The 24245-nt window shown below is 43.1% G+C and carries 15 protein-coding genes and 4 riboswitches; of the genes, 11 read left to right on the top strand and 4 right to left on the bottom strand.

Annotated features, from left to right (window positions below; all coding sequences use genetic code 11):
- Positions 1-19 precede the first annotated feature (19 nt).
- Positions 20-2203: a TonB-dependent receptor gene (locus tag HMPREF9009_RS10600; protein ID WP_008024874.1), complete on the bottom strand. Its 2184-nt coding sequence runs from the start codon at positions 2201-2203 to the stop codon at positions 20-22.
- Positions 2204-2259: 56 nt separating this feature from the next.
- Positions 2260-2455, bottom strand: a riboswitch (cobalamin riboswitch).
- Positions 2456-2586: 131 nt separating this feature from the next.
- Here HMPREF9009_RS10600 and cobM point away from each other — a divergent pair.
- Together cobM and cbiD are read left to right on the top strand one after the other, a co-directional pair.
- On the top strand, positions 2587-4416 hold the full coding sequence (gene cobM / locus HMPREF9009_RS10595; RefSeq protein ID WP_008024875.1) for a precorrin-4 C(11)-methyltransferase: 1830 nt from the start codon (positions 2587-2589) through the stop codon (positions 4414-4416).
- Positions 4413-6224, top strand: a complete 1812-nt coding sequence (cbiD, locus tag HMPREF9009_RS10590) for a cobalt-precorrin-5B (C(1))-methyltransferase CbiD (RefSeq protein WP_008024877.1) — start codon at positions 4413-4415, stop codon at positions 6222-6224. Before cobM ends, cbiD begins: the two co-directional genes overlap by 4 nt.
- A 678-nt stretch (positions 6225-6902) precedes the next feature.
- Here the strand turns inward: cbiD and HMPREF9009_RS10580 are convergent.
- Genes HMPREF9009_RS10580 through HMPREF9009_RS10570 form a run of 3 tightly spaced genes read right to left on the bottom strand, consistent with a single transcriptional unit; the run spans position 6903 to position 10189 of the window.
- The gene (locus HMPREF9009_RS10580; RefSeq protein WP_032812070.1) at positions 6903-7934 is read right to left on the bottom strand and encodes an ABC transporter ATP-binding protein; all 1032 of its coding nucleotides are present in this window, start codon (positions 7932-7934) and stop codon (positions 6903-6905) included.
- Between the two features lie 25 nt (positions 7935-7959).
- Positions 7960-8997, bottom strand: a complete 1038-nt coding sequence (locus HMPREF9009_RS10575; protein ID WP_008024880.1) for a FecCD family ABC transporter permease — start codon at positions 8995-8997, stop codon at positions 7960-7962.
- Between the two features lie 7 nt (positions 8998-9004).
- Positions 9005-10189, bottom strand: a complete 1185-nt coding sequence (locus HMPREF9009_RS10570; protein ID WP_081354154.1) for an ABC transporter substrate-binding protein — start codon at positions 10187-10189, stop codon at positions 9005-9007.
- A 63-nt stretch (positions 10190-10252) separates the two neighbouring features.
- Positions 10253-10465: riboswitch (cobalamin riboswitch) on the bottom strand.
- A gap of 138 nt (positions 10466-10603) precedes the next feature.
- Here HMPREF9009_RS10570 and HMPREF9009_RS10560 point away from each other — a divergent pair.
- The 9 genes from HMPREF9009_RS10560 to HMPREF9009_RS10520 all read left to right on the top strand — a co-directional run bounded on the left by HMPREF9009_RS10560 (position 10604) and on the right by HMPREF9009_RS10520 (position 24244).
- Positions 10604-11737 (top strand): ABC transporter substrate-binding protein, encoded by a 1134-nt coding sequence (locus HMPREF9009_RS10560; protein ID WP_049702092.1) that lies wholly within the window; start codon positions 10604-10606, stop codon positions 11735-11737.
- Positions 11734-12750, top strand: a complete 1017-nt coding sequence (locus HMPREF9009_RS10555) for a FecCD family ABC transporter permease (RefSeq protein ID WP_049702091.1) — start codon at positions 11734-11736, stop codon at positions 12748-12750. Before HMPREF9009_RS10560 ends, HMPREF9009_RS10555 begins: the two co-directional genes overlap by 4 nt.
- Positions 12747-13502: an ABC transporter ATP-binding protein gene (locus HMPREF9009_RS10550; RefSeq protein WP_049702090.1), complete on the top strand. Its 756-nt coding sequence runs from the start codon at positions 12747-12749 to the stop codon at positions 13500-13502. Before HMPREF9009_RS10555 ends, HMPREF9009_RS10550 begins: the two co-directional genes overlap by 4 nt.
- Positions 13503-13580: 78 nt before the next feature.
- Positions 13581-13792, top strand: a riboswitch (cobalamin riboswitch).
- Between the two features lie 212 nt (positions 13793-14004).
- Positions 14005-15690, top strand: coding sequence for a putative transporter (locus tag HMPREF9009_RS10545; RefSeq protein WP_049702089.1), 1686 nt, complete (start codon positions 14005-14007; stop codon positions 15688-15690).
- 131 nt (positions 15691-15821) lie between these two features.
- A riboswitch (cobalamin riboswitch) is annotated at positions 15822-16040 on the top strand.
- Between the two features lie 136 nt (positions 16041-16176).
- On the top strand, positions 16177-18240 hold the full coding sequence (locus HMPREF9009_RS10540) for a TonB-dependent receptor (RefSeq protein WP_008024894.1): 2064 nt from the start codon (positions 16177-16179) through the stop codon (positions 18238-18240).
- Positions 18237-19394, top strand: coding sequence for a DUF5074 domain-containing protein (locus HMPREF9009_RS10535; protein WP_004312388.1), 1158 nt, complete (start codon positions 18237-18239; stop codon positions 19392-19394). The genes HMPREF9009_RS10540 and HMPREF9009_RS10535 overlap by 4 nt, the downstream gene beginning before the upstream one ends.
- A gap of 34 nt (positions 19395-19428) precedes the next feature.
- Entirely contained in the window at positions 19429-21048 is a 1620-nt protein-coding gene (locus HMPREF9009_RS10530; protein ID WP_004312387.1) for a PL29 family lyase N-terminal domain-containing protein, read from the top strand.
- Positions 21048-22760: a PKD-like domain-containing protein gene (locus HMPREF9009_RS10525; RefSeq protein WP_049702088.1), complete on the top strand. Its 1713-nt coding sequence runs from the start codon at positions 21048-21050 to the stop codon at positions 22758-22760. Before HMPREF9009_RS10530 ends, HMPREF9009_RS10525 begins: the two co-directional genes overlap by 1 nt.
- 128 nt (positions 22761-22888) lie before the next feature.
- Positions 22889-24244, top strand: a complete 1356-nt coding sequence (locus HMPREF9009_RS10520; RefSeq protein WP_049702087.1) for an MATE family efflux transporter — start codon at positions 22889-22891, stop codon at positions 24242-24244.
- Position 24245: the final 1 nt, after the last annotated feature.

Raw genomic sequence — 24245 nt, 5'->3', positions numbered from 1 at the left:
TATCGATTATTTCTTATCCTTATTTTCTAAAACGAATCGTCAGGCTTGCATAGAAAGCTCTTCCCGGTGTAATGGTCGAATAAGGTTTCTTCGTATTCCAGGGACGGTCGTCTACCCAGTCGAACAGGTTCTCAACACCCAAACCGGCATTCAGAATGAAATATTTCAGATTGAATGTATGTCCTGTATTCAAATCCCAAAGCATAAAACCGGATGAATCATAGTCATACGTTTCGGAATATCTCTTTCCCTGTCCGCGACCAACCATATTGATGTTCAGTCCATACAATCCCCAGTTCTTAGACCATTGCGCATTTACGTTTCCTGCATACTTGACACTTTTGTCAATCGGTTTGTCCGTTATCAGATTTCTTGCATCCAACAGCGTATAGCCGGCTCCCAGATTGAATCCAAGTCCCAGGTAAGCATTTGCATTTACATTCACCCCTTTGATTCTCACTTTATCGATGTTGTCACGCTGGCGCACTTCATCATAATCACCGTACTGTGCAGCTTCTTCATCGCTCAAAGTACGGTAATTAATCATATCCGTCACATTATTTACAAAAGCCGTTGCTGATACAGAAAAACGGGAATGAGTATATTCCAGATTCAATGAGAAATTCTTGCTTTCTTCCGGTTTCAGTTCCAGATTTCCGATAGTATAGCGATTGGTAGTCTTTGCCAGATCCGTAGCGTAAATTTCAGAAAGAGTAGGCGTGCGGAAACCTGTTGCAAAAGACAATCGGCCACGGAAACCACCCTCCCTATACATAATAGAAGCTGTCGGAGTGAAATGATCTTCAAATGTTTCATTATAAATGTAACGCAATCCCACTACTGCTTGCAGAGATTCGGCAATCGTCCACTCATCCTGTGCATATAAAGCCATGGTGTAGAGCGTCTTATTAGAGATATTGTCCGATTCACTTTCCAGCTTTTCATCCAGATATTCCAATCCGGCAGACAGTTTGTTCTTGCTGTTCACCTTGATGATACTCTTCACATTTCCCCGGTAAAAATATTGTTTCTTACGTGTTTCCTTATCTCCAATCTTAAAGTCACCGCTTTCCTGAATATAGTCATAAGCCGACTTGTAATTGTCCGAATAAAAATCGGCATCGATATATGCTTTCTTATTCACAATATACTTCATACCGAAACCATACGTATAATTCTCATGATACATATTATATTTATATTCCGTTACCGGACGGTCGTTCAGGAAATTATAGTACGAACCCTGTGCATACAGCGTTGTCTTATGATTCAGAGAATAAGAGAAACTCTGGTTGACCGTATTCGAATGATAACCGGTGAAAGCCTGTTTATCGGTAGGATCCAGTTTCACTTCCCCTTTTTTATTCACCGTTTCGGTCATCGGATGAAGTTTCCAGCCATCCGACTGTTGGCGTTGGTAAGAAGTATACGATGAAAGTTTGCCAACATTCAAATCCAGATTCACAGCTTCCGAAAAACGTCCGTGGTCACTCACCTTAGTAGTGCTCGATGCGTCAATCTTGTTTTTGCTATCATCCGTGATGATATTAATAACTCCACCAATGGCGTCACTACCATACAGCGCAGATGCCGAACCGTTCAGTATTTCAATTCGTTTCACGTTTGCCATGTTGATGCGCATCAACGCATCATCGCCAATCAGTTTCCGACCGTTCACCAATACAAGGATATAATCGCTATTCAAGCCATTAAGCACCATTTCCGTTCCCATACCGCTGGTAGAGAAAGAAAAGTTAGAAGTGAGTTTGGTAAGAGCCTCCTCAAGATTCGTAACATTGGCCTCCTTGATATCTTTGGCAGTCAAGACATTTACCGGGATGGGACTATCCACCATCCGGCGATGTGTTCCGGTTCCGGTCACTACCACCTGATTTAAATTGTTATGACTTTCCGTCATGCGTATCACGACGTCATTTACACTCTTTGAAGTGGAATACCGTTGCGGTTCATAATTGAGATGTGATACTTGCAGGGTTTGTTTGCCATCAGGCAATCCCTTGATTATAAACTCTCCTTTTGCATTCGTAGTTCCCCCCTGCAGACTATGGTCCACCCGAATATTCGCTCCGACAACAGGCTCTCCGGTTTCAGAATTCAACACACGCCCCTTGATTGTAACCTGAGCGGACACAACACAACATACACCGACCAACATGGTGGTCAAAATAAGTTTTTTCAACATTTTGTGATTATGCTTAAATTTCTATAGTTTATGTTCTTAGCCCCGAGAACAAGTTAACTATTGTTTCTTCCTTAGGCAGGTTTCCTGACTTCATCCTGAAAGTTCGCCTTCCCGTGCATCCGGCACAGTGGCAGTAGTAAAACTTTCAATAGATGGATGTTACAGTAGCGGGCACTGCTCCGGATTCACACCGGATTCCCTTTTATGTTCAATCGGACGATTGAAAACATCACCTAAAGTGCTGCAAAATTACTACATTTAATTTGTATCTCATAACATATCTAAAAATATTTTTAGTAACACGAAATTTACACTACCTCTCAAGAAAAGAAACTGATTATTATTGTACTTTTGCAACATTACCTCAATTAATTATTTTCAGGATGGAAAAGAGCGTTCAGACAGCAATCATTTTAATTTCCGAGTCAAGTCTGCCCATAGCCAGGAATATAAGCAGAGAGTTAGCAGAATCCGCCATATACCTCAAAGGAGAAGCAGAGGGATGCGAAACAATCACCTCGTACAGCGGATTTATGAAAGAACATTTTTCCGATTTTAAAGCAATCGTTTTTATCGGTGCACTCGGCATCTGTGTGAGAAGTATTGCTTCCTGCATCCGGAACAAATATACCGATCCGGCAGTGATTAACGTTGACAGTACCGGACGTTTCGTTATCTCCGTACTGTCCGGACATATCGGAGGCGGCAATGAACTGACACGAATCGTTGCGGGAATCACCGGAGGGGAAGCCATCGTCACCACCCAAAGTGATAATCAACAGTTGTGGGCGCTGGATACGTTTACCTCCCGTTACGGATGGAGAACTTCGGCAACACCGGCTTCCATGAATCAGGCTATTTTTCAGTTTGTGAATAAACACAAGACAGCCCTGCTGCTTAGTGTCAAGGATAAAGGAACGGCCGAACTTGAACAGAGCTGTCCGGAACATACAGATATCTATTATAGATTGGAAGAAATACCGCTGGCCGAATACCAATTACTCATCACTGTTGGTCCGTGGGAATATGACGCTCCTATCCCGACACTGCAGTTCTATCCGCCCGTGCTTCATATCGGGGTAGGCTGCAAAAAAGAATGTTCTCCACAAGGAGTCTGCATTTATATGAAAGATGAATTATTGCGACACCATCTTTCTCCACTTGCAGTGAAAAGCATTTCAACGATTGAACTGAAAAAAGACGAACCGTTGATTGCAGAATTACATACGCAGTTCTCAAACAGTGAACTACATATTTATAAAGCCGAAGAACTGGCAGATATCAGCGTTCCGAATCCCTCCGAAAAAGTGAAAGAAGTGACAGGCGTTGATGGGGTGGCCGAAAGTTCTGCTATCCGTGCCTCCGATTACGGCAGATTGTTGATGGAAAAGCAAAAAAGAATACTATCCGAAGGAAATAATTTTACCTTTGCCGTAGCACTTTCTGCTGATAGTGACCGCAACAACGGGCATATCGAGATTGTGGGGGCCGGTCCGGGCGACCCGGAATTGATTTCTGTAAGAGGCAAGAGAATGCTGGAAAAGGCAGACCTCATTCTTTATGCCGGCAGTCTGGTGCCCCGCGAACTGACATATTACGCCAAACCGGGCGCTACCGTTAGAAGTTCGGCAGACATGACATTGGAGGAACAATTCACCCTCATGAAGTCTTTCTATGACAAGGGATTGTTTGTGGTACGTCTCCACACAGGTGACCCGTGTATTTACGGAGCTATTGCCGAACAGATGGCATTCTTCGACCAATACGGAATGAGGTATCACATCACTCCCGGCATTTCTTCTTTTCAGGCCGCAGCAGCCGCCCTCAAATCACAGTTCACCATTCCTGAAGAAGTGCAAAGCATTATCCTCACACGTGGAGAGGGTCGGACACCGATGCCCGAGAAAGAAAAACTTCATTTGCTGGCGCGCTCGCAAAGCACGATGTGCATCTATCTAAGTGCTGCTATTGTGGAGCAGGTACAGGAAGAACTCTTGCAAGCCTACTCTCCCGAAACGCCCGTAGCTGCCTGCTACAAACTCACTTGGAAAGAAGAAAAGATATATCGCGGCAAGCTGAAAGATCTTGCTCAAATTGTCCGTGACAACCATCTGACTCTTACTACCCTGCTTGTAGTCGGTAATGCCATCGACCACCGGGAGGGATTATCCAGACTATATGCTGATGAATTCAAACATCTTTTCCGCCCATGATACTGATTTTCGGAGGAACGACGGAGGGACGCACTGCCGCTGAAACCCTCGATGAAGCAGGACAACCCTTTTATTATTCCACACGTGGCACCCTTCAGGAAGTCACGTGCAGAAATATGACGCGACTGACCGGCAACATGGATTCAGAAAAAATCATTTCTTTCTGCCGTGAACACGACATCCGATTAATAATAGATGCCGCCCATCCATTTGCGCAACAACTCCACCTGAATATCTTCCTCGCGGCAAAAGAATTAACGATCAAGGTAGTACGTCTGGAACGTATCTATCCGGAATTATCGGAGGAAATCATTTGGTGTGATGACTTCGAAGATGCCGTCGCCCGTATGAAACAGGACGGTATAGAGAAACTACTGGCTCTTACCGGCACTCAAACTATTACCAAGCTACAAGGTTTCTGGAAAGAGCATGACTGTATCTTTCGGGTTCTGGAACGGTCGGAATCCGTAGATATTGCCATAAAGGCAGGATTCCCCAAAGAAAAACTGATTTTCTATCAACCCGAAGAAGATGAATCACTCCTTTTTAAGCAACTTTCCCCGCAAGCGATTATCACAAAAGAAAGCGGCAGTTCGGGAGGCTTCATCGAAAAAATAGAAGCTGCTCTGAAAAACGGAATCAAAATTTATGTGGTCCGCCGTCCTCCCCTGCCCGAGGGTTTTATTACAGTAAATGGGAAATACGGATTGAGACGGGCTGTTGAACTAAATGTACCGGGATTTTATGCCCTAAGAAGTGGATTCACTACCGGAACCTGCGCAACAGCCGCAGCCAAAGCCGCTTTACTTGCATTGACAGAAGAATGTTTTGAAGAAAAAACGGAAGTGACATTACCGGATGGAGAAAGGGTCGTCCTACCTATATATAAGGTAGAAAAAACGGATGAGAATACCGCCACTGCCAGTGTCATCAAAGATGCCGGAGATGACCCGGACGTTACCCACGGACATCAGATTGTAGCCACTGTATCTTTTTCCGATTCTCCCGGCATACATTTCCTGCAAGGAAAAGGGGTGGGAAAAGTCACACTTCCCGGATTGGGATTAGCCGTCGGTGAACCTGCCATTAATTCGACTCCCCGGAAAATGATCGTCAATGAACTATCCTTGCTTTATGGAGGAGGGCTGGACGTAACTATCAGCGTTCCCGAAGGAGAAACACTGGCTCTGAAAACATTCAACCCGAAATTGGGAATTATTGGAGGGATCTCCATTATCGGAACTTCGGGTATTGTGAAACCTTTTTCTTCGGAAGCATTCGTCGATGCCATACGCAAGGAAGTGGAAGTGGCCTATGCAATTAATGCGGAACGATTGGTTATCAATTCCGGAGCCAAAAGTGAGAAATTTGTCCGGAGCCTCTATCCGAATCTCCCTCCACAGGCTTTTGTGCATTACGGAAACTTTATCGGAGAGACATTAAAAATAGCAGCAGAGACTGGTTTTCAAAAGGTAAGCATGGGGATTATGATAGGAAAAGCGGTAAAACTGGCAGAAGGACACTTGGATACTCACAGCAAGAAAGTCATAATGAACAAAGACTTTTTAAAAGAAATAGCTATTCAGTGCAGCTGTTCAGATGAGACTTTAGCATTGATCGAACAAATGACGCTTGCCCGCGAACTATGGGGAATACCAAACAAGAAAGATAAAGAAATTTTGTTCAACAAGTTGGTACAACTATGTCATATACACTGTACACCACTTTTTCCCAAAGGAGAGCTCGCCATTTTATTAATCAATGAGACTGGGGAGATTTCATATCAATTTCACTCTACCCTATTCTAAATCTATTATTGACAGGTTTATTTCTATACGGTTTTGAAATAAGTCAAGTCATAAAAAATAAGTTGAAATATAATCCCAGCGAGCATCTACTAGAGAATTAAAAAGTGAAAATTTGCTGTCACCTGTCACATGTTTGTATTTAAACATCTGACAATGAATGAGTAGTGGTGTGACGGCAGCATGTGACAGCACAGTGACAGTACTTTTGCTGTCACATGTTCTCCCACGATTCTTTCTTCTCTTCCTTTTCTCTTTCCTGAAAATCACAACCTGTATAGCTTCATATTTTTTAGTCATAGGAAAACATTCGTTTCATACCTTCAAACCATTGGTTTCATGGGATGGAACTTTAGTTCCATAAGCTTGAAACTCTAGTTCCAATTGCTTGAAACCATCAGTTTCAAGGCTGGAAACTCTAGTTTCTCTTTGTTGAAACTTTAGTTTCAAACAAAGGAAACTTGCTTGGAACTTGCTTCTAAAAGAAGGAGAAGAGGTGACAGCAAAAGTACTGTCACTGTGCTGTCACATGCTGCCGTCACACCACTACTCATTCACTGTCAGATGTTTAAATACAAACATGTGACAGGTGACAGCAATTTTTTACTTTTTAATTCTGTAGTAGAGTGTTAAGAGATTATATTTCGGCTCATTTCCATACAGTTTTGAGGATTTTTTGAATCAACTATATCTGCTATTCACTAGATAACCGGACACCAACTTGAGCAATACCTCAATGTCTTCCGCTTTTCGAACTTCATTCTCCGGCAAATGCAGCAAAAATCCTTCCGTCTGAAGATTACCTGTTTCTATGTAAACATCAGATTCAATCTCACGCCCTGCCAGAATTCCATTTCGCAAAAGAGCTTTCCTGACCATCGCATATTTTTGACCATGCCCTTCAAGATGCATCTTTACAGAATATTCATTGTTGATTTTAAACAATCCCGTATTTTGGTCGAACATGATTCCTTTACGGGAAAAGAAGTTACTCAATGTACCATTCAGTGACAAGTCTTCAGGAGTTCCGATAGTCACACCGTTTTCTTTATCCATCATCCAGACTTTATCGGCAATCTGTAAAGCCAGTTCCAAATCATGGGTACTCATGAAAATAGTTTTCCCCGTATCGCGGGACAACCGATGCAACAGTTGCATCATCTCCACTTTACTTGGAAAATCAAGGAAAGCAGTCGGTTCATCCAGAAAAATCACAGGTGTTTCCTGCGCCAACGCTTTGGCAATCATCACCTTTTGTTTTTCTCCGTCACTCAACGTATGCATCATCCGACCGGTTAGCACCTCTATCCCTACACCGGCTATCGCACGGGAAACAATTTCTTTATCTCCTTTCTTCAACACTCCCCAAAAACCAGTATAAGGACTTCTTCCTAACGCTACCATCTCTTCCACCGTCATATTACGCAAGTCGCACTTTTCTGTCAGCACCACACTGATGACTTTCGACATATCCGCATCGGAATATTTCTCAACCTCTTTATTCATGATCCGGATCTCTCCCGACAATTTCGGTAGGAAACCGGACAGTGTATGCAACAAAGTGGACTTCCCCGCTCCATTGGCTCCAAGCAGACAAGTGAGTTCGCCAGCATAAATACTGGCATTTATATCACGGGCTACGATATGCGTTTTATGCTTTCCTTTATAGCCTGTGGCCAGGTTCCTGATAGTTATGGTTTCTTGCTCTTGCATGTTAAGTTTCTCCCTGTTCTGATTATCATTCATTTACCTCTCCCTTACGCTTACGGAACAACACCGACACTACCACCGGTGCACCGACCAAAGCTGTGACGGAGTTGACCGGCAAAGCACCTTCAAATCCCGGCATACGGGCTATCAGATTACACAATAACGCCATTGCCGCCCCTACCAGTAAAGAAGAAGGCATCAATATCCGATGGTCGGAAGTACGGAACAAAGCACGGCAAAGATGCGGAACAGCCAGTCCCAGAAAAACAATCGGGCCACAATAAGCCGTTACAATCGCCACCAAAGCTCCGGAACAGGAGATTACCAACAAACGGGCACGTTTGATATTCAAGCCCAGATTTCGCGCATAACTGTCTCCAAGCAACAACAGATTCAATGTCTTAATCAACAGAAAAGAGAGTGGAAGAAGTACAGCCATTGTACAAAGGAATGGGAATAACTGGTCACCGGAAATACGGGAAAAGCTTCCTAATCCCCAAATGACATACGCGCGAATATCTTCTTCGACGCTGAAAAACTTCAATACTCCAATCACGGCATTGGCTACATAACCAATCATCACACCGATAATCAACAGAGTCACGTTTCCTTTTACTTTCTGTGAGGCGAAAGCAATAAGCGCCATGATAGACAATGCTCCTGCAATAGCGGCAACCGTCAGCGCCAATTCACCAATCAGCCCCAGACTGCTCAACGCCACTCCCCCGAGACTGCCTGACAATAAAACGACAAAAGCCACTCCCATACTTGCTCCGGAACTAATCCCTAACACTGAAGGCCCTGCCAACGGGTTTCTGAAAACTGTCTGCATCTGCAATCCGCTGACGGACAACCCTGCTCCGGCAACCAACGCAGTGACTGCCTGGGGCATTCTCGATTTCCAGATAATATTCGTCCAGATGTGGTTCTCATGATCTCCCCACAGGCAAATATCCCATACAGCACGAAACGGTATAGATACAGAACCCAATACGAGATTCAGGAAGAAAAGAAAAAAAATCAATCCAACCAACAGAAGCATCAACAACCAGACAGGAGTTTTCATACCCTTCTCATTTTAAAAGCTCATAAAAAACGGGAGTATATTCCGGTAGCAGTTCCGGATGAAATACTTTAATCAAATCTTTCAGCAGCACTTCCGGATGAGTGGGAACATTCTCATAATAAGGTTTCTCCTTGAGATTACAATAAATCACTCCTTTATCTTTGAATGCCCGGAAATCAGCATACCGGGAATCCTGTGCTTTCAAGGCGTCGTAAGTGAACGTGCCGTTATGGCTGTTCAATATCCGCCAATAATCAGCACTTTCCGCGCGACTGTAAACAGTCTCAAAGTCTAAAGTCACTCCACCTGTATTCGGATCATCTTTTAGGAAATAATCTGCACCGGCATCCCGAAAAAGTTGTGCGAGGAAATTACGTCCTCCTACGGCGTACCAGTTGCCGCCACGCAGCTCACCACTAAAAACAACCGGCTTTTTCTCAATCTTTGCCGTCAGCTGCTTCAATGTATTATATTCAGCCTTAATCGAATCAAAGATTACATTTGCTTTCTCCTCTTCTCCAATCAGCAGACCGATAAACTTAATCCATTCTGCCTGCCCGAGGGGAGAATTCTCTTTATATCCCAAATGCGGAATCAAAGGAATACCTACCTCTTTCAATGCGTCATATCCTCCCCGTTTGAAAGGAGAAATCAGAATCAGATCGGGATTCATGGAGATAATGACTTCATTATCAAAGTTCCCCTCTATCCCTATCTTACGAATTTTCTTCTCTTTCAACCGGCGTTTTACTTCCTCGTTAAACAAATGGCGGGTGCTTGTAATACCTACCACATGATCCAGCTCATCCAGTTTTATAAAATTGGATAGCTGCAACGAAGTCATACAAATGATATTCTTTATCGGAACGGGCTGCACTACATAATCAGCGGATACTTTATTTTTCGCAAAGGCTTCCTTATCCCTGACAAACGCATACTGATAAATTTCCCCTTTACCTTTTTCTTTCTGCGGGTCTTGAATGGTCACCAGACACCCTCCCTCTACATATTGCACTTCGAAACCTTCAGCATATTCCGGAAGAATGATCCGGGAGGAATCAGAGGCGCTAACCGCCACTCCGACTGCCTGCGTATTGTTTTTACTCTTCTGTCCACAAGAAACGAGAAATAACAAAAGGCAAACAACCGGCCAGCATTTTCCTTTCAGCCGCATACTATTATATCTGCTCATATTTTATCTATAAGATTAATCTTCAGATTATTCAAGTATTTTTCGAACCTTACTCCCGGAAAGTATCGAAAACTTCATTCTGGCAGGTCTTCTGACTTACTCCATTTTCCTGACGCCCTTCCCGCCTCTTCATGATCGAGACAGTGGATTTGAGTATTGCAGGAAAACTTCAGCGGAGCTTACAGCAGCGGGTCTGTTCAGGATTTTCACCTGATTCCCTTTTCACCACTCTTTCCGTAGCATCGGAAAAGTGACACCAAAATTCACCTTGCAAAGATACATAAATAGGAATGATTTCGGAGAAAATGCAATAAAAAAAGAAAGAATATCTCCAAAGATACTTATCTTTGCCCCACAATGTCAATCTTCAGACACCGAAAATTATTTATTCATTTAAAAGATACACGAATAAAGATGAAATCTCCTATTTCAATCCTCACATGGCTATGTCTTCTCTTTCTGGCTAGTTGTATATCCAACAAGAAGACTTCTCTCGAGGCTTTCAAACAGGATGTCTATACACCTGAATATGCTACCGGATTCAAGATTATGGGTGCGAACAATACCGCCAGCACACTTATTCAGGTTTCCAATCCATGGCAGGGAGCCAAAGACGTGAAAATGTCTTATTTCATTTCCCGCAACGGTGAACAAGCGCCTGCCGGATTTACCGGTCCTACGATTCCTGCCGGAGCCAAACGCATCGTATGTATGGCTTCTTCCTACATCGCCATGTTCGACGCATTAGGACAAGTGGACAGAATTATCGGAGTATCGGGCATCGACTATGTATCCAATCCATATATCCTTGCACACAAAGATTCCATTAAAGACATGGGTCCCGAAATGAATTATGAGTTATTATTGGGACTGAAACCGGATGTTGTCCTGTTATACGGTATCGGAGATGCGCAAACTGCCGTAACAGACAAACTGAAAGAACTGTCTATACCTTATATGTATGTAGGAGAATATTTGGAGGAATCACCGCTTGGTAAAGCCGAATGGCTGGTAGCTCTTTCCGAATTAACAGACAGCAGGAAAAAAGGCATCGAGATATTCCGTGAAATCCCTAAACGTTATCAAGTTTTGAAAGCGCTCACCGAATCGGTAGAGCAACGTCCTACCGTTATGCTCAATACCCCGTGGAACGACAGTTGGGTGATGCCTTCCACACAAAGTTACATGGCACAATTGGTAACTGATGCGGGTGCGGATTACATCTACAAAGAAAACAATTCTAACAGTTCCACTCCCATCGGACTGGAAACGGCTTACAAACTGATACAAAAGGCCGACTACTGGATTAATGTAGGCATGGCTTCTACGTTGGATGAACTAAAGACGGTCAATCCTAAATTTGTAGACGCCAAAGCTGTACGCGAAAAAACTGTTTACAACAACAATTTACGAACAACACCAACAGGAGGTAATGACTACTGGGAATCTGCAGTGGTACGTCCCGACGTCGTATTGCGTGACCTGATTCATATCTTTCACCCCGAACTCGTATCCGATTCACTTTACTATTACAGACACCTGGAATGAAACAGCCTGATAAACGTACTCCCTTTTTATTCATTACACTGGGGATAGTTGCCATACTGTTATTACTGATAGACATGGCAACGGGAGATACATATATTCCTATCACCAAGGTATGGGCTGTACTCACCGGAGGCGAATGTGACGAAATGACACGGAATATTCTCCTTTCTATCCGTTTCATACGGGTAGTGGTAGCGGCTTTGATAGGAATAGCACTCTCCGTTAGCGGTTTACAAATGCAAACAGTATTCCAGAATCCGTTGGCAGATCCTTACCTGCTGGGAGTAAGTTCCGGTGCAGGACTGGGCGTAGCTCTGTTCATACTAGGTGCTCCATTACTTGGATGGGCGGAGTTTCCAATTCTTCAGTCGCTGGGTATCGTAGGTTCGGGCTGGATAGGAACTGCCGTAATCTTATTGGGAGTAGCCATTATCAGCCGGAAAGTAAAAAACATTCTCGGTGTATTGATTATGGGAGTCATGATAGGCTACGTAGCAGGCGCTATCATTCAGATACTCCAATACCTAAGTTCGGCCGAACAACTGAAAATGTTCACACTCTGGTCAATGGGATCTCTTAGCCATATCACAGTCACCCAATTGGGAATCATGATACCAATGCTATGTATCGGCTTACTGATTTCCGTAGCCTGTATCAAATCGCTGAACCTGCTACTGCTCGGTGAAAATTATGCACGAACGATGGGAATGAACATTAAACGTTCACGCACGTTCATCTTCGTTTCTACCGCACTGCTGACAGGAACGGTCACCGCTTTCTGTGGTCCGGTAGGATTTATCGGCCTGGCAGTACCGCACGTCACACGACTGCTGTTCAACAACGCCGACCACCGGATACTGGTCCCCGGCACCATGCTGACAGGGCTTATCAGCATGCTTCTCTGCGACATCATCGCCAAGAAGTTTCTGCTTCCGGTTAACTGCATCACCGCCTTGCTAGGTGTTCCGGTTATTTTATGGGTAATTGCTAAAAACTTGCGTAGATTCAAATGATAGAGCTTAAAGAACTGACATTAGGATATGGACAGCGCACGCTGTTGGAAACGGTAAATGCCCGAATCACAGGCGGACAACTCGTTGCCCTGTTAGGACGTAACGGAACGGGAAAGAGTACCCTGCTCCGTGCCATGATGGGACTGGAAAAGCCTCAATCAGGAGAAATTACTCTGCAAGGAAAAAACATAGCTTCATTGAAACCGGAAAAATTAGCCCGGAATATCAGCTTTGTCACCACCGATAAAGTACGCATCGCTAATCTCCGCTGTAAAGATGTAGTAGCCTTAGGGCGTGCTCCCTATACCAACTGGATCGGCCAACTGCAACCGGAAGACCAAAAGCGGGTGGACGACGCTATGCAACTAGTCGGTATGTCCAGTTATGCAGAAAAGACAATGGATAAAATGTCCGATGGCGAATGTCAGCGAATCATGATTGCCCGTGCCCTTGCACAGGATACTCCTGTCATCCTGCTTGATGAGCCGACCGCCTTCCTGGACTTACCCAACCGCTACGAGCTCTGTTTGCTTTTAAAAAAATTGGCACAGGAAGAAAAAAAATGTGTCTTATTCTCCACTCATGACCTCGACATCGCCTTATCGCTTTGCGACTCCATCATGCTCATAGATAATCCGCAGATGTACACGCTGCCTACTCCGGAAATGGTGGCCAGCGGACATATAGAAAGACTTTTCCGAAATGAATCCGTCACGTTTGATGTGCAGGAGATGAGAGTACGCATCAAATAAACAAACAGATATCCGACAACAATCAGACTGTGTATAAAATAAATAGGTAGCATTCATTTGGGTTCTATATAAATTCGCTATCTTTGCCCCCGAATTGGTTTCAGATAGCCATATCAACTATCTGAATTAAAAGGGAATCGGGTGTAAATCCCGGACAGTCCCGCTGCTGTGAAACTCTATTCAACTTCTTGATATTTACTTTTACCACTGACCGGGTATAGATAGTCAAGGTCGGGAAGGAATCAGGAAGGGAGTCAGTCAGAAGACCTGCCATTCATACCTTTATAGTTGTTTTTACTCGTGGGATAGGAAAACGGCAAACTGTAAAAAATAATCGAGTAGTCATGACATCGGAAATGATTGAAGGAGGATAAATTCTCTCTAGCTAAAATATCAAAAGGACGGCATTAGACCGTCATGCTCAATGTGTGCGTATCCCCGCAGAAGTGATTTCTCCGGGGGTACTTTTAGCTAAACTAAATATCATCATATAATAATCACAATGGAAGTTCTAAGAAATTTATTTGAAGGTTACCCCAATCTTTGGGGCGGCGGAGTGGCACACTCCGTACTGATTCTGTCACTAACCATAGCGTTTGGAATCATCCTTGCAAAAATCAAAGTGTGGGGAGTATCTCTGGGAGTTACCTGGATACTCTTTGTCGGAATCGTATTCGGTCATTTCAACATGAATCTGGACGAACACCTGCTCCACTTTCTAAAAGAATTCGGTCTGATTCTGTTTGTTTACTCAATTGGTTTGCAGGTAGGACCCGGCTTTTTTTCAGCATTCAAAAAGGGTGGCTTTACCCTGAATATGCTGGCCATGCTGGTAGTAGTATTAGGAGTAACCATTACTGTTATCCTGCACTTCACCACCGGAACTCCGATTACCACAATGGTAGGTATTCTGTCGGGAGCCGTCACCAATACTCCGGGGCTGGGAGCCGCACAACAGGCCAATAGTGATTTGAATGGTATAGATGCTCCCGAAATTGCTTTAGGATATGCTGTCAGTTATCCGCTGGGTGTAGTAGGTATCATCCTTTCACTGCTTGCTTTGAAATATCTCCTTCGCATCAATACTGCTCAAGAAGAAAAAGAAGCGGAAGTCGGTCTGGGACATCTCCAGGAACTTACCGTACGTCCTATCTCCATTGAAGTGAGAAACGAATCGGTAGACGGCATCAGGATTAAAGAACTCCGCCCGTTACTGAACCGTAAGTTTGTCATTTCCCGCATCAAACACCGCGAGGGTGGAGAAACCGAATTGGTCAATTCCGAAACAATTCTACATGTAGGGGATATCATATTAGTGATCTCTACCCCGATTGACGTGGAAGCAATCACTGTATTCTTCGGAAAGGAAATCAAAATGGAATGGGAACAACTGAACAAAGAGCTCATTTCACGCCGTATCCTGATTACTAAACCGGAATTGAACGGAAAAACGCTTTCACAACTCAAAATCAGAAACAACTTCGGAGCAAACATCACCCGTATCAATCGTTCGGGAGTAGACTTGGTAGCCTCTCCACAATTACAGTTACAAATGGGAGACCGTGTCACCATTGTAGGTTCTGAACTGGCTGTTGCCCATGCAGAGAAAGTACTTGGCAACTCCATGAAACGCTTAAATCATCCGAACCTGATTCCTATCTTTATAGGTATCGCTTTAGGATGTATTCTGGGAAGTCTTCCTTTCGCATTTCCCGGAATTCCGCAACCTGTGAAACTAGGATTGGCAGGCGGTCCGCTCATCGTTTCTATCCTGATTAGCCGTTTCGGTCCGAAATACAAGCTGATTACTTATACCACCATGAGTGCCAACCTGATGCTTCGTGAAATCGGTATTTCCATCTTCCTCGCCTGTGTAGGTCTGGGGGCAGGCGAAGGGTTTGTAGAAACAGTCATTCATGGCGGAGGATATGTATGGGTAGGCTACGGAGTAATTATAACTATCCTGCCACTTCTGATTACGGGATTGATAGGACGATATTATTGCAAGCTGAATTATTTCACGCTGATCGGGGTTTTGGCAGGTTCGACCACCAACCCACCGGCATTAGCTTACTCCAATGACCTAACATCCTGTGATGCGCCTGCCGTTGGTTACGCTACAGTCTATCCGCTCACCATGTTCCTGCGAGTATTGACGGCACAAATATTGATTCTGTCGTTGGGATAACATATTAATATATCCTTTTCCATCCAATTGATTACTAACAAATGGAGAGAATAGGATCAGATGCCGGAATATTTGTTATTGGTCAATGGGATATTTTTTTAGAATAAAACAAACTAATTAATAAAAACTTTCTAACTTTGTGCCGTTAAGGTTTCCTTGAACAACTTTTGCGTTGTTAAGGAATTAAAAGGGAATGCCGTGTAAACCGGCAACAGAACCTGCTGCTGTAAATCTCCGCTCCTTGTAATCAGAGAGCAAAATTGCAACACGAAAGTCACTGGATAGTTTATCTGGGAAGGCGTTGCAAAATGGGATGAGTCAGAAGACCTGCCTTGATGCTCTGATTTACACCTGCGGGATTTCGGGTAGTAGTCAAATAGAAAATAAGCAATTATCTTTTATTTGGTATAATAGCTATATGTCCGTTTGTGTAGATTGAATTCAGATCTGAACAAACGGATTTTTTATACCTATAAAATAAAAGACATGCTTTCTATTCAAGTCCATTCATACAATAAGCATTGTATCCATTTACGGTGGATATTATGTTTGATTCTATCTTTATTTACCACATTACCGGCCATTTCCCAATCCAAGGTTCGGCATCAGACTTCTCTGTCTGATACACTTCTCAAACTCAAAGAAGTTACTATCTACAGTAATCGGATGCAAAAAAAGATGTCTCCTGTACAGATTCTGTCCGGCAAAGAACTTGAGAAGCTCAATGTTTACTCCGTTGCCGATGCTTTGCGCTACTTTTCCGGAGTACAGATAAAAGATTACGGAGGTATTGGAGGACTAAAAACCGTCAATATACGAAGTATGGGCAGTCATCATGTCGGAGTATTTTATGATGGTATTGAATTAGGAAATGCGCAAAATGGAGTTGTCGATCTAGGCCGTTTTTCATTAGATAATATGGAAGTCATTTCACTATATAATGGTCAAAAAAGTGCCATCTTCCAACCTGCCAAAGATTATAGTTCCGCAAGTGCCATATATATGCAGACACGAAAACCCCTATTCAAAGGGGAAAAGAAAAACAATCTGAACATCGGGGTGAAAGGCGGTTCATTCTCTACCATCAATCCGTCACTACTTTGGGAACATCGTTTCAACGAACGAATAAGCAGTTCCATCAGTACGGAGTATATGTATACATCAGGACGATATAAATTCACATACGCCAAGAAAGATGGTTACGACACAACAGCTGTCCGTCAAAATGGAGACGTAAGAATGTTACGTTTGGAGAATGCATTCTTCGGAAAAATCCCCAAAGGAGAATGGAAAGCCAAAGCATACCTATACAATTCGGAACGGGGATACCCCGGAGCTGCGGTAAGAGAAGAACCGGGTAAATTTCGCCATCAGGACCGGCAGTGGGATACCAATCTGTTTGTGCAAGGCTCTTTTCAAAACTATTTTAAGCCTTGGTACAGTCTGCTAGCCAACGGAAAATATGCTTATGACTATCTCCACTATTTATCCGATCCCAGACTGGATGTCACCACCATGTATGTAGACAATCACTACCGACAGCAAGAAATCTATGCTTCGGCCGCCCATTTATTCACCATCTATCCCTGGTGGAGTATGTCATTATCCAACGATTTTCAATGGAATACATTACGGGCCGATCTCATAGATTTTGTCTATCCAACCCGTAATACAATCCTGACTTCTGCCGCCACGTCCTTTGACTTCAACCGCCTCATGTTGCAGGCGAGCCTGTTATATACTCATGTCGACGACAATACACGTACCAAAGGAGCCAATGCAGGCACCAAAAACAAATACACTCCGTCTGTCATAGCCACCTGGCAACCATTGACCAAGCTCCCTCTGAATGTACGGGCCTTTTATAAGAAAGTCTTTCGCATGCCGACTCTCAATGATTTGTATTATACTTTTATAGGCAATAAGGACTTAAAACCAGAATATACCACCCAATACGATGTGGGTATCACTTTCTCTCACACCTGGAATAACCATTGGCTGAAAAGCCTGGACTTACAAATAGATGGTTACTATAATGAAGTAGATGATAAAATCATTGCCATGCCTACCTCCAACCAGTTCCGTTGGACTATGATAAATCTCGGACATGTGGAAATTCGGGGATTAGACGCAGCCATACGAGGAGAATGGGGTTTCGGAAAGGTGGAACTTAGCACTCTATTCAATTACACCTATCAAAAGGCACAGGATTTTACCGATCCTACCAGTGAATGGTATGGAGGCCAGATTCCTTATATACCTTGGCATGGAGGTTCCATCATCCTCAATGGAAGTTATCAAACATGGTCTTGCAACTATAGTTTCATTTATACAGGTGAACGTTATGAAGCAGTCGCCAATATCCCGGAGAACTACGCACAGCCTTGGTATACCCATGATTTTTCCCTATCCAAAACTTTTCAATGGGGGAAAACGGGAATACGTGTAACGACAGAAATTAATAATATCTTCAATCAGCAATATGAAGTAGTGCAATGCTATCCTATGCCCGGTACAAGTTTTAAAATCAAATTAAACGTCATGTTATGAGAATATCTGTTCTATCCATCATTATCTGTTTTGTTCTTCTGTCGACTTCTTGTCGCGAAGATGAACGCATTATTCCGTCAACTCCCAACCAAGTTACTCCCGGAGTAAGCGGCACCTCTGTCAAAGGTTTCTTTCTACTCAATGAAGGAAATATGGGAAGCAACAAGGCTACCCTTGATTACTTTGATTACGAAACCGGTATCTATCATAAGAATATCTATGCGGAACGGAACCCGGGAGTCGTACAAGAATTGGGGGATGTGGGAAATGATATCCAAATCTATGGAAATAAGTTATATGCCATCATCAACTGTTCTCATTTCGTAGAAGTGATGAATGTAGAAACAGCAAAACACATCACGCAAATTTCCATACCTAATTGCCGTTATATCGTCTTTAAAGATAAATATGCATACGTCAGTTCGTATGCAGGCCCTGTCAAAATAGATCCCAACGCCAGACTGGGGTATGTAGCACGTGTTGACACTACCACACTGACTGTCAAGGACACCTGTGTGGTCGGCTACCAGCCGGAAGAAATGGTGATTGTGGGCAACAAACTCTATGTAGCCAACTCCGGCGGGTATCGCGTACCTAATTATGACCGTACGGTATCCGTCATCGACTTGAACACATTCAAAGTTATCAAAACCATTGATGTGGGAATCAATTTGCATAGAATGGAATTAGACCAATACGGAAATATTTATGTCTCATCCCGGGGAGATTATTATGACACTTACTCCGAAACATTTGTAATAGATTCCAATACCGATAAAGTAATCGAAGAACTACCGCTTCTTCCCAATACAGAAATGGCCATTTGCAGAGATTCACTGTATGTATACAGTACAGAATGGAGTTATTACACCAACAGTTGGACAGTCTCTTACGCCATCTATAATACAAAAACAAAGAAAACTGATACCCGCAATTTTATTACAGATGGTACGGAAAAATCTATCAAGATACCTTATGGAATAGCAATCAATCCGGAAACAGGTGAATTCTTCGTCACCGATGCCAAAGACTATGTGACTCCCGGCACATTATACTGTTTCTCCCGGGATGGAAAAAAGAAATGGTCAGTCATCACGGGGGACATTCCGGCACATATTGCCTTTACAGATAAGAAACTAAAAGAGATTCAATAATTCACAATTCTATTAATAATTAAAAACAAAAGCAATGAAGAAAATTCTATTTTTACTGCTCACTGTCGTTACAGTATGCAGTTGCTACAATGACGATGATCTCTGGGATAAAGTCAATGATCTCGACGGACGAGTAGAAACACTAGAAACAACAGTCAAGAAAATGAACTCTGAAATTACAACTTTACAGAGTTTGGTAGACGCATTAAATCAAGGGAAAGTAATCACCAACACGGAACAGACATCTGATGGCTACACATTAACTTTCAGTGATGGAAGCACCGTATCTATCAAAAATGGAAAGAATGGTACAGATGCTCCTGTGATTGGAGTGAAAGCTGACGAAGACGGAATATATTACTGGACCATTACTACCAACGGTACTACAGAATGGCTGCCGGATGCAACTAACAAGTTAAAAGTGACGGGTACAACTCCAGTTATGGGAGTTGACAGTGACGGATACTGGACCGTTGATACAGGCGAAGGAGCCAAACGCATTAACGGAACAGACGGAAAACCTGTGAAAGCGGAAGGACAAGACGGAGACTCTTTCTTCAAATCTGTTACAGTTAATGACAATCATGTACTAGTTACTCTTGCAGATGGAACGTCGTTCACATTGCCCAAAGGGGAAACATATACATTTGACATTGCCAATAGGGATTATACCTTGTTCTCGTCTAATGAAACAAGGACGTATCTTCTTACAACTGCCAATATAGACGACGCAACATTAATTGCTATTCCGCAAGGATGGACAGCGGTTCTTAATGATAAAGACTTAAGAATCACAGCTCCGGCAGTTTCAGGTGATGATGTCAAAGATGGTGAACTTAAAATACTTGTCACTCCGTCCAAAGCTTTCGGTAAAGTAATAAAAATGCAATTAAGAGCAGTGCGTGAAGCACACTTCTTGACATTCGAGGATGTTGATTATAAAGGTGATGCTAACATGGTAGGAGAAAGAAACTGGTCATCATTAATTGACAGCCAACAATATGGTGGCCCACTACTTTATCCTAAGAATAACCAACTCTATAACTGGAGTGATGCAAACAACACTTTTCTTGCTTCCGAACTTCCTAACGGATGGGGTGATTACCAATACTGGGGTGGCGGACACGCAATTTCCAATTATCTGGATATGGATCTTACTCATGGAGACTTCCAGCACCAACTAGCCGTTTATTATCAGGATGCAAAAACTGGTTTTGGAGGACATAATGGTTCCAAAAACTTCTGCGTACATTACGGCTATGCAGACAATTCCGGATATGCCAACGGTCCATTACCCTATATTTACTTTGGAGACGGAGTTGCTCGTGTAGTTGACCACATGTATGTGACTATGACGACCTACCTAGCCAACTGTGTGGCCAACGGTAACGGTTTGACCGCACCCGCAGGCAAAGATGATTGGGTGAAACTGGTTGCTATCGGTTATGATGAAGATGGAAAAGAAGTAGCTACACGTCCGGAATTTTATTTGGTTGGAGCCGAGGGTAATATACTTGAATGGACAAAATGGGATTTATCCGCATTAGGCAAAGTGGTCAAAATAGACTTTAATGTCACTGGAAGTAATGATAACGGATATGGTTTCAGCCAACCTGCCTATTTTGCTTATGATGATGTAGCAGTGAGATTCTAATGAAACATATTATACTTTTTTTATTTGTTCTGTTAGCATTAATATCATGCGTGAAAGAAGAGGAGGACTCTCCTCTTCTTTCCGCTCCTGTCATTACCTTGAAAGAAGAATCCCCCATCTATAAAACAAAAATTGGTCGGGAGATAACCATCGCTCCCATTTATGAAAATACCGATTCGGAAACGACCTTTAACTGGACAATAGATGGAAAGAGTATCTGTACCACTTCCACCCTGACATTTTCAGCCGATGAAGCAGGCAGGTATTTCATTCTGATTTCTGCCACCAATGCCGGAGGGACAACAGAAAAGGAGATACGTATCGATGTCTTTCAACTTGATGTACCTACTATCTCTATTGCGGATGCCGACAAAGGTTTCAAAGTGCTTCAAGGCTCTGAACTAACCATTACACCTATAGTAGATTCTTTTCTGGAAACCAGTTACTCCTGGCAAATAAACGGTGAAGATATTTCGAACGAATTAACCTGTACTCTCCCCACAATCGAGCTTGGCGAATATCAGGTTCGTTTTGCTACTCACAATGAAGATGGCGATGACGAAGTAACTTTCAAAGTAGAAGTTTGTTCACCGGATCAAGTAGATTTCAACTGGACATTCCTGCAAACGGAATATAACATGTCAGCCGGCAGAACTATCCGTATCAAACCGGTTGACGTGAATAATGCACTGGATGCAGTCTATACATGGACTGTGGACAATGAACAAGTGCAATCCGGAGAAAATGATACTTATCTGTTTACATCCGAGCAGCAGGGAGAACACACAGTAAAGGTAGAAATGAGGAACTCATATATACTCGCTACGCAAACATTAAAAATCAATGTTTGCCCTCCCGCAGGAACATACCAGCGGAAGATTAGCGCCACAAGTTCTGCGTCAATGAACAGAGTATATGAATATTTACCGGCTCCCGGTCAATTCATCAATGAGAATCATACCACAACAACTATGGCAGAAGCCTGCACCTATGCAGAAGAACGAATCAATCAGACGGCTTATGTTTCCCTAGGCGGATTCGGTGGATACATCATCGTTGGATTCGATCATAGTATCGTGAATGATGGAGATTACAACATTGCTATTACAGGAAACGCTTTTGATGGTTCGTCAGAACCAGGAATTATATGGGTAATGCAGGACGAAAATGGTGATGGGTTACCTAATGACACTTGGTATGAATTGCGCGGATCCGAATATGGGAAAGCCGAAACCTGGCAGGACTATGCCGTCACCTATCATAAACCAACTGGTATTCAGCTTCCCACCCCATGGACAGACAATCATGGTCAAAGTGGGTCTATTGATTATCTGGGTGCTTTTCACCGGCAAGATTATTATTATCCCGCCTGGGTAAAGGAAAAACAATATACTTTGCGAGGTACTCGCCTGAAAGAGCGTAATTACGATCAATCCGGTAATGGTACTTATTGGGTAAATGATAGTTATGAATGGGGATATGCTGATAATTTCAGTGCCATTGATCGTCTGACAGATGATGACAACTATAATGCCGGACCGTCTGACAATCATTTCAAGATATCCCATGCTGTAACTTTCGACGGTAAGGATGCAAACCTGAAGTACGTTGATTTTATCAAAGTACAAGTGGGTGTTAATAGTAAAAGCGGTTGGTTGGGTGAAATATCCACTGAAGTTTTTGGAATAAAGGATTTCAACATGCTCAAATAATTGATAGAATATACATAAGAGATTCTTTTCCCTATTAAATATAGAGATAAAAATTACCAAATGGTAATTTTTATCTCCTCCCATAACCCTACCTTTGTCGCCATTTTCAACGACAAAGGTAGAAAGTTATGAAAGATAGTATTGATTTCGGCAGTATGAACATCTCCACGTTGTTCCGTAAGTTACTAATTCCTACGGTACTTGGGATGGTATTCTCGGCTCTGTTCGTTATTACGGACGGGATATTTGTAGGAAAAGGAATTGGCAGTGACGCGCTGGCGGCAGTAAATATCACTGCACCGCTTTTTATGATCGCAGCGGGTATCGGACTGATGTTCGGAGTGGGAGCTTCGGTGGTGGCTTCCATTCATTTATCTCAGGGAAAACGCAAAGTAGCAAGTATTAATATCACTCAGGCAATTGCTTTTTCCGCATTGCTCATACTTATCCTGTCTGCTCTGTGCCTTTATTTTATAGAGCCATTAGCCAGATTATTAGGTAGTTCGGACCGATTGTTGCCGTTAGCTGTAGAATATATGGCATGGTACATTCCTTTTCTCGTATTCTACGAAGTCTTAAATATAGGTATGTTCTGCATCCGTCTGGACGGTTCACCCACCTATGCCATGATGTGTAATGCGGTTGCAGCCATACTCAATATCATACTGGATTATATATTCATCTTCGAACTTGGTTGGGGAATAATGGGAGCAGCTTTTGCCACCAGTCTGGGAACTGTCGTGGGAGGGTTGATGACACTGATTTACTTACTCCGTTTCTCTCGTACCCTCCATCTATGCCGGATAAAGTTAAGTATCAAAAGTCTGTTACTGACTCTTCGCAACATCGGTTATATGATTAAACTGGGAAGTTCTGCTTTTATCAGTGAAGCCTCCATTGCCTGTATGATGTTTCTGGGGAACTACGTTTTCATCCGCCATCTCGGTGAAGACGGAGTGGCAGCATTCAGTATTGCCTGTTACTTCTTCCCTATCATCTTCATGGTCTATAATGCCATTGCACAATCCGCACAGCCGATTATCAGCTACAACTTCGGAGCCGGACAGCCCGAACGTGTACGAAAGACACTGCATCTCGCCATTCGGACTGCTTTAATCTGCGGTATCAGCTTTTTCATTCTTACCGCACTATGCTGTCAGGACATTGTTTCGTTATTCATTGACCGCAGCTACGCTGCATTTGATATAGCAGTAAACGGGCTTCCTTATTTCGGAGTAGGATTCATTTTCTTTGCCGTCAACATGATTGGCATTGGTTATTATCAGAGTGTCGAAAGAGGTCAGCGGGCAACAATTATCACTCTTCTCCGGGGAGTCGTATTTATGTTGATCGGATTCTTTGCGCTCCCTCCGGTATTGGGTATACCGGGTATCTGGCTAGCCGTACCATTGGCAGAGTTATTAACCACTTTCTATATTTTCGGAATTTATTTGAAAGATCGTTTCATTGTCTGCCGACGATAAG

Origin of the sequence: Bacteroides sp. 3_1_13, from assembly GCF_001185845.1 — a bacterium.
Classification (GTDB): domain Bacteria; phylum Bacteroidota; class Bacteroidia; order Bacteroidales; family Bacteroidaceae; genus Bacteroides; species Bacteroides xylanisolvens.
Note: the sequence above shows the minus strand (reverse complement) of the source record. Positions and strands in the feature narration are given on the sequence as shown.